Origin of the sequence: Alkalibacterium sp., assembly GCF_046484155.1 — a bacterium.
Taxonomy (GTDB): Bacteria; Bacillota; Bacilli; order Lactobacillales; family Carnobacteriaceae_A; genus Alkalibacterium.
Genome location: NZ_JAWOBT010000105.1, coordinates 1 through 7,413, shown reverse-complemented (window position 1 = coordinate 7,413; position 7,413 = coordinate 1). Strand labels below are relative to the sequence as shown.

The 7,413-nt window shown below is 40.4% G+C and carries 5 protein-coding genes and 1 other RNA gene; all 6 read right to left on the bottom strand.

What is annotated here, in order from left to right; translation table 11 throughout:
- Positions 1 to 367: 367 nt before the first annotated feature.
- The 6 genes from ssrA to rnr all read right to left on the bottom strand — a co-directional run bounded on the left by ssrA (position 368) and on the right by rnr (position 7,241).
- Positions 368 to 739: a transfer-messenger RNA gene (gene ssrA / locus R6U02_RS07890) on the bottom strand.
- A gap of 267 nt (positions 740 to 1,006) precedes the next feature.
- Positions 1,007 to 1,945 carry a 2-dehydropantoate 2-reductase gene (locus R6U02_RS07885; protein ID WP_410263067.1) on the bottom strand — a complete coding sequence of 313 codons (939 nt, stop codon included), beginning with the start codon at positions 1,943 to 1,945 and terminating at the stop codon, positions 1,007 to 1,009.
- A 21-nt stretch (positions 1,946 to 1,966) separates the two neighbouring features.
- Positions 1,967 to 2,968: a PTS sugar transporter subunit IIC gene (locus R6U02_RS07880; protein WP_410263066.1), complete on the bottom strand. Its 1,002-nt coding sequence runs from the start codon at positions 2,966 to 2,968 to the stop codon at positions 1,967 to 1,969.
- Between the two features lie 303 nt (positions 2,969 to 3,271).
- On the bottom strand, positions 3,272 to 3,952 hold the full coding sequence (locus R6U02_RS07875; protein ID WP_410263065.1) for a histidine phosphatase family protein: 681 nt from the start codon (positions 3,950 to 3,952) through the stop codon (positions 3,272 to 3,274).
- A gap of 557 nt (positions 3,953 to 4,509) precedes the next feature.
- Positions 4,510 to 4,974, bottom strand: a complete 465-nt coding sequence (gene smpB / locus R6U02_RS07870) for an SsrA-binding protein SmpB (RefSeq protein WP_410263064.1) — start codon at positions 4,972 to 4,974, stop codon at positions 4,510 to 4,512.
- 14 nt (positions 4,975 to 4,988) lie between these two features.
- Positions 4,989 to 7,241 carry a ribonuclease R gene (gene rnr / locus R6U02_RS07865; protein ID WP_410263068.1) on the bottom strand — a complete coding sequence of 751 codons (2,253 nt, stop codon included), beginning with the start codon at positions 7,239 to 7,241 and terminating at the stop codon, positions 4,989 to 4,991.
- Between the last annotated feature and the right edge of the window lie 172 nt (positions 7,242 to 7,413).

Genomic DNA, 7,413 nt, shown 5'->3' with positions numbered 1-7,413 from the left:
CCAGCTTTCGGGTCGTTTCCCGGCACACAGATTAAATCCGGCTGAAGGAACCATTACAGGCTCAAACACCCAATCACCCCTTCAAAAGAAGGATTTACTCTTCTCATTCCATTTCCATTATACCGTTTATTTGTATTGTTTTAAATCTTTTAAACGATACTTGATTACAACAAAAAAAGAGTGCCTAATTTAATAGACACTCTCTGCTCTGCATTCATCATTTTCAAGTCACTGATAGCTTACTATATTCCGTTAATAAATGCACGTTCCGTATGCAAACAACTACTGCACACATAGAAAAAAGAAGCCTCATACCGTTGTGAGATTGCTTTCACAACAACGATTATAAGACTTCATTTCTTAAAGAGTATGGAGTTGAGGGGAGTCGAACCCCTGTCCAAGCACATCGACACTCAAGCGTCTACGTTCATAGCTTTACTATTTAAAGTTTTGCTCAGCATTAGCCGTAAAACAGGCATCATGCGTTGCTAGTCTGATAATCTCTTATCAGTTCTTCCAGACGGAAAGACTGATCGTATCCCACATATTATAGGACCCGATACCGAGCACATGGGCGATGCCGGTCGGATCACGCTATAAGCTGTTGTTACGCAGCTAAAGCGTAGGTGTTGCTATTATTGTTTGCAGTTATATTTAACTGTGACGTTGATACGCAGTCTCGTCACCTGCGGAACGCAACCCAAGCTCAATCTATGCCTGTCGAATCCGTAACAACCCCGACATAATAGAATGAGTCTCGTTTGACTCTATAAGTATTATAGCACATGTTTGTGTAAAAAGAAAGCCTGTTCGCTTTCTTTTTGTAAGTGTTCGTTGCGAAAGACACTTGTATACTTGCGTTTTTTTCACCATATACCCGATGTCCGACAATCCTTCCAATGCGCAAACTTCAACTGACGCACAAAAAAGATACACCTATTTCCAATTAAATAGGCGTATCTTTTTTGTATTTTAAATTCTCAATTAATTCATTTGATGCAGTCTATTATTTCGCTGCTCTTTGAATGCCTAAGATATCTTCTTTGGCATGGATCAAGTCCGTAATATTTTGACAATATGGAGCTTCACGATCAAATCTTTTTGAAGCTTCAGCAACTGCGCCGTTTAAAAAGTCTATTTCAGTCGGTCGCCCGTTTGCTAAGTCCTGATGCATAGACGGATAATGAGCTCCTACTTTTTCAGCTAATGCTTTAAGATAGGTAATCGTTTCTTCAACGTCAAGGTCGATATCATCCTGCAGTTTGGCTACTGTAGCAAATTCTGTTACTATTTTTGATAACATTGAATCAATTGTTGAAGCCGCGAAGACTTCTTGGATATTCGAATCCAGCAATGCACATAAGGCATTCATTGTTCCGTTTACACACGCTTTACGCCATGTTGTAAAGTTGACGTTATCACTATACACGCCGTATAAACCGCTTTTTTTCAGAATATCGACTATTTGCAATGCGCCATCTTTTTCCTCAGGAACACTATTTTGCAGTTCAACTGGTCCTTGTCCATCAAAGTGTGTAACTCCGGGAGCATCAATGCCAGCCGTCCATACTGTTGTACCCATGATAATATTCTTTTTATCTACGAATTCTTCAAGCGTTTGTAAATGACCTAAGCCGTTTAACAGACAAATGATTTTTGTGTTTTCACCAATGATGTGCTCAATGCTTTTCATCATTGATTTTAATCCCATTGATTTTGTAAAAACAAAAATGGCATCCATTTCCTCATTCAACTCATTAGGTTTACAAATCTTCATTTTTTGATTATCTTCAACGCCATTAACCGTAATGGTTAACCCGTTATCAGAGATATTTTGAATATGTTGTTCCCAGTTATCTAGTAATGTCACATCTTCGCCATTCTTTTGTAAATGGTAACCAAATCCGCACCCTAGTGCACCTGATCCTGCAATTGCTATTTTCATAAATCTTATCCCCTTTTGTGTTTAATTTGTTGCCGGTTGAAATTCAAAAATATCATGTTGGTAAATTTTCAGTACCTTGTTGAACACGAAATCTATTAGTATTGCTCCACCAAATGGAATGACAAAGTATGCCATAATAACCATCCAGAGTTCTGATCCCATGTTTATGGCTTGGATTGGACCGACCAATCCGACGATTCCAAATCCTGCCGTTTGTGGTATCCCCTGTATGGCGAACACATAAGCGCCGGCACCAGATAGAATGGCATTGGCGACAATAGGTACACAGATTTTCGGGTGTCTGACAAGGTTTGGCATCATACATTTCATTGCTCCTAAGAGAATAGCCAAGGTTGTTCCTTTTTCATTAATCTTTCTAGAACCGATTACTAATACAGCCGTACATGCTGTTATCCCAATAGCAGCAGCTCCAGCCCCTAAGCCTGTTATCCCAATTGCTATACCGATAGCTACAGTCGAGATCGGTGAAATAATAATGATAGAGAAAGCAACAGCGATCAGTAAAGTCATCAATAATGGTTGTAGCTGAGTGAAGGAATTAATGATACTCCCAATTGTTGTGGTTACTAGACTGACATACGGTAAAGTAAGTATCCCGATTGTACCGACACCAGCTCCGACGATAATAGGTAGTAAAATCAATGTTAATGATCCTAATTTCCCTTCTAAATAGCGAGTAACAAAAACGGCTAATCCAGATATAAGCATAACATTGACCAAATCACCTATGCCTACTAAGGTAATCCCTGCATCAGTAACAGCATATGCGCCTGATCCTAGAAATGTCGCAGCACCAATAATGACACTCTGCATAGGGTTCAGCTTAAATTGCATACCAACTAGTACACCGATTATAGCAGGTGTTATAAACTGCATGGTGGATACAACCATTGCCAAGGTTACAAAGATCGAACCATAAGGAATCAGAGCCTTGAAAATTCCTCCTAAAATAGCATTAGCAATTAATCCAATGACGATACCGCTAGCAGTACCAGCAAGCACTTTATTTGTATAGTCTTTAAAAGTATATCGTTCTTCATTTAACATGTTTTTTCCCCTTATTCGAAGCCTGACAGCTTGTTATTTTATTTCCAAGCTCAGTATATCACATAACGACATACAATTTTCAGAGAATTACATGAAAATACACTAACAATATTTTAATGTAATTCTACAATTCTTATTAAGATTGTAGTATCTATTTATAAATTATAAGTATATAAAAAAACTCTCACATCACCGCTTTTCTCTGTAAGTGCTAGAGAAAGCTTATCGCAATGTAAGAGTTTAAACTTTTCACCCTAATTACTCAGCATCTTTAAAATGTGACACATCATTATAACGTTCAAGATGGAATGACCCGTCTTGATATTTAGCGACAGATACACTGACATTGAGTAATGCTTTGGTATCTTTTAAATCAGGAACGAAATTTTGTAAAATATATCGAATCGTTCCGCCATGAGCGACGAGTAGTATCTTCTCGCCTGTATCCCGATGGCGATCGATCAACTTGAGCAAGCCTTTTTCAACCCGTGACCAGAACATCATGAAATCTTCCGCATGTCCTTCAGGATCAATGGCGCGAAAGGCATCCATGCGTTCTGGAACATCTGTGTTTTTGAACATTTCCTGTTTTGTTTCATACCCTAAATATTCCCTGACTTTTTCGTAAGCTTCAGCGCCAAACATGCCTTCCATGGAACCAAAAAAGACCTCTCTAAATTCCGGCATTTGAATCATATTCAGCGTTTCCAATTGGCCATTTTCTTCCAATATGATTCTGGCTGTTTCTTGAGTACGTGATAAATCACTCGTATAAACCGCATTGAATTTTGTGTCAGCCAGTCCACGTCCGCAGCGTCGCACATCGTCTTTCCCATTTTCCGTTAGTGGTGTATTGCTCCACCCCTGTATTCTGCCGTAAGAATTAAAATACGTTTCTCCATGACGGACAAAATAAATAGTAACTCCCTTTTCAGTCATTTAATTCCTCTCCTTCATTCATCTTCTTCTTTCATTCTAACAAAATCCTGGATATTTAGCGATTAAATAGTTGAGTAAAAAAATTTCGATCTGTTATAAATCCTGCTTCCTCTTTTCTTTTACTTTTCAAGAAAACCTTTGTATATAGTCAGAAAAACAGTTTCAGTTAAACACGTTCGGTTAATTGCATCGTGATGTCTCACTCTACTTACCGAAGATGTCCCTCATTCGGCGCTTTGAAACTTTTCATATGCTTTAAATGACCGAATGGGGGCACCTTTGACAATTACTGATACCCTGTTTCATCCTACTTACCGAATAGCATGCCTGTTCGGTAAGTAGGATGAAATTCACACACTCAACGTGACGAACTAGCCGGACTTCGACATCTAGAAAACAAAACCCATTCTGTACTTACCGAATCACTCTCAGGTGTTATTATTTTTCTTGTCAAAGCAGCATTCAACAAGAAAACTAAGTACTTTCTGCGCACCTCTTTAACTGATCAGGGTTTTTTATCAAGCAAAAAAGGCTGGGACAATGGTCCCAGCCTTTTCCTATTGATAGTTATCTTTAACAGCTCGTCTTAGATCACGATCCTGATCGCGACGTTTTAACGATTCACGTTTATCGTATTGTTTCTTCCCTTTAGCTAAACCAATGAGAACTTTGGCGAAGCCATTCTTAATGTATACTTTCAAAGGAATCAACGTCACTCCACCTTGTTTCACTTCTCCGGCAAGTTTATCGATCTGCTTTTTCTTCATGAGCAGTTTGCGTGTGCGTACTGGGTCATGATTAAATTGATTGCCTTGTTCAAAGGGAGCGATATGCACATTATATAAAAATATTTCACCATTACGAATGCTCGCATAGCCGTCTTTCAGGTTGATCCGGCCGGCACGAATCGATTTGATTTCGGTTCCCTGCAGGACGATGCCCGCTTCAACCGTATCAAGAATAGAATATTCGTACCGTGCTTTTCTATTTTGAGCAATCAGCTTGCCTTCTCCTTTTGGCATATGGTTCCTCCCTCTTATTTTTTAGGTTTTTTCGCTTTATGACGTCCCTTATGCTCTTTGTCATCTTTAGATTTCCCTTTTCTAAACTGTTTTCTCTTGTCGCCTTTTTCTTTGTTACGTGCTCTTCTCGCTTCGTTATCTTTTATGCGTTTTTCTTTCGCCTCTTTGTCTTCGACTAATTCAAAGTCGATCTCATAAGATTCCTTATCGGCTTTCGTTACGATGATTTCAATTGTTTTTCCGATTCTAAAGATGTTACCTGTTCGCTGACCGACAAGTATGAGCTCACGCTCGTTAAATTCATAATAATCGTCCTTCATGTTAGAAATGTGAACGAGTCCTTCCACAGAGTTTTCTAACTGAACGAACAAGCCAAAGTTTGTAACCGACGTGATTACTCCTTCGAATTTTTCACCAATTTTAGTAGACATATACTCGGCTTTTTTCATTTCATCCGTTTCACGTTCGGCACTTACTGCGCGACGTTCTGTTATCGAACTACGCTCGGCAATTTCCGGCAAGAGGGCATTCCAGCGGTCTTTCGCTTTCTGGCCTGTTCCTTCATCTTCATAATAATGAATGAGTCGGTGCAGGATCAAGTCAGGGTAACGTCTGATCGGCGATGTAAAGTGAGAATAATATTCTGCGGCCAAGCCATAGTGACCAATCGGAACCACATCATATTTCGCTTGTTGCATCGAACGAAGCAGCAGCATGCTGATGACGCCTGCTTCCGGTTTACCGTCTACTTTATCTAATATGTCTTGCAGTTTTTTTGGAGTGATCGAATCTTTTAGACCGTTGACTTTAATGCCAAAGCTTGATACAAATTCGATGAAACGCTGCATTTTACCTTCATCAGGTTTGTCATGTATACGGAATAATATCGGTAAATCTTGTTTGGCGTAATGCTCAGATACGGTTTCGTTAGCAGACAGCATGAACGATTCAATGAGTCGTTCACCCACACCGCGTTCTCTGAGTAAGATGTCCACAGGGAAACCTGTAGGATCGACTTCAATTTTCGCTTCACGTGTATCAAAGTCTATCGATCCACGCGCTTCACGTTTTTTCACTAATATATTGTGTAGTGTTTGCATCTCTTCAAGCATCTCAAGGATTTCACTGTATTCCTGTTTAAGCTCTTGATCATCTTCATCTAAAATGCCGTTGACCCCTAAATAGGTCATACGGTATTTGGAATTGATAACACTTGATGAAACGGTGTAATCCACCACTTGACCGGCTTTATCGATCTCCATTTCACAACTTAACGTCAATCGGTCTACGTTTGGATGAAGCGAACAGATACCATTGGATAAACGCTGAGGAATCATTGGAATGACACGGTCAGTTAGATACACGCTCGTTCCGCGATTTAAGGCTTCAACATCCATTGCGCTGTTTTCCGTAACATAGTGGCTGACATCCGCGATGTGGACTCCTAAATAGTAATTGCCATTGTCCAGGCGTTTCACTTGTATCGCGTCATCCAAATCCTTCGCATCCGCACCGTCGATGGTAATAATGAGTTCATCACGCAAATCGGTACGTCCCTGGATATCCTCTTCTGCAATCATATCCGGAACAGTTTCAGCTTCATCCAGAACTTCTTTCGGAAATTCGCTTGGAATATCATATTTATGGACCACGGTTAAGATCTCAATGCCCGGTTCATCTTTGTGTCCAAGTGTCTTCGTTACAATACCACTCAAATGATTCATTTCGCCGTTGTACGCATAGTCCGTTATCTCTACTTGAACGATGCTTCCTTCAACTGGACGAATCCCTTTAGTTTCAATTTGAACTGTCAAATCAGGCATTTTCTGATTTTTAGGTTTCACATAACCATAGAGGTTCTTCTCTTTTACTTCTTCATCATTGTATGCATGAAATTCTCCAAAGACGTGTTCTGTACCACGTTCAATGATTTCGATGATCTTCCCTGCAGGTCCTTTATCTTTATGTGGCAGCGCTTCTTGCGTCACTTCAACTTTAACAATATCTCCATTTAAAGCTGATTGGGTATCGTTTGGTGGAATAAAGATATCCTGATCATATTCTTCGATCGTTACAAACCCGAATCCACGATCAGTACCGCTAAACCGGCCAGTCATAGTAGTTGAGGCATCTTTCAATTTAAACTGTCCACTTTGCAGAAGCACGACCTTATCTTCTCTTTCCAATTCAGCGACAGCTTTGACCACCTTTTTAAAATCATTCGCTCCAGAAAGGTTCAAACCTTCACTGATCTCGTTGACTTCCATAGCTTTTTCCTTTTGAGCCTGGTCCAGCCGCGCCTGCGCGGCCTGGACGCGCTCGCGCGCGCTTTTCTCGGCCAGCTGCACGCGCTCGAACACCTGGTCGCTGATGAATTCTCTTGTGCCGAGCTCCGCCAGGCGCGTCCGCGCAGGAGCTCGGCCTCGAGTACCGCGAGGT

Bases quoted from the DNA above. Each gene is read 5' to 3' on its own strand.
- R6U02_RS07885 (WP_410263067.1), bottom strand. From the start codon at position 1,945: ATGAAAATAGCAATTGCAGGATCAGGTGCACTAGGGTGCGGATTTGGT.
- R6U02_RS07875 (WP_410263065.1), bottom strand. From the start codon at position 3,952: ATGACTGAAAAGGGAGTTACTATTTATTTTGTCCGTCATGGAGAAACG.
- smpB (WP_410263064.1), bottom strand. From the start codon at position 4,974: ATGCCAAAAGGAGAAGGCAAGCTGATTGCTCAAAATAGAAAAGCACGG.
- rnr (WP_410263068.1), bottom strand. From the start codon at position 7,241: ATGGAAGTCAACGAGATCAGTGAAGGTTTGAACCTTTCTGGAGCGAAT.